The following is a 364-nucleotide window of genomic DNA, read 5'->3' on the forward strand; positions in this document are numbered from 1 at the left end:
CAGCCCCTATACATCACCTTACGGTTTAGCAGAGACCTGTGTTTTTGATAAACAGTCGCTTGGGCCTATTCACTGCGGCTCTTCAAGGCTTTCACCCTAAAAAGCACCCCTTCTCCCGAAGTTACGGGGTCATTTTGCCGAGTTCCTTAACGAGAGTTCGCTCGCTCACCTTAGAATTCTCATCTTGACTACCTGTGTCGGTTTGCGGTACGGGCACCTATTTTCTAACTAGAGGCTTTTCTTGGCAGTGTGAAATCAACGACTCGTCGGATTCATGATCCAACTCCCCATCACAACTCAACCTTACGAGTGCCGGATTTGCCTAACACTCAGTCTTATTGCTTGGACGTGCACTCCAACAGCA

1 rRNA gene is annotated in these 364 nt (G+C 48.6%); it reads right to left on the reverse strand.

What is annotated here, in order from left to right:
• Nucleotides 1-364, reverse strand: a 23S ribosomal RNA gene (locus LQ679_RS14715); the annotation flags it as partial.

Source organism: Mammaliicoccus sp. I-M35 (assembly GCF_022386455.1).
Taxonomy (GTDB): Bacteria; Bacillota; Bacilli; order Staphylococcales; family Staphylococcaceae; genus Mammaliicoccus; species Mammaliicoccus sciuri_A.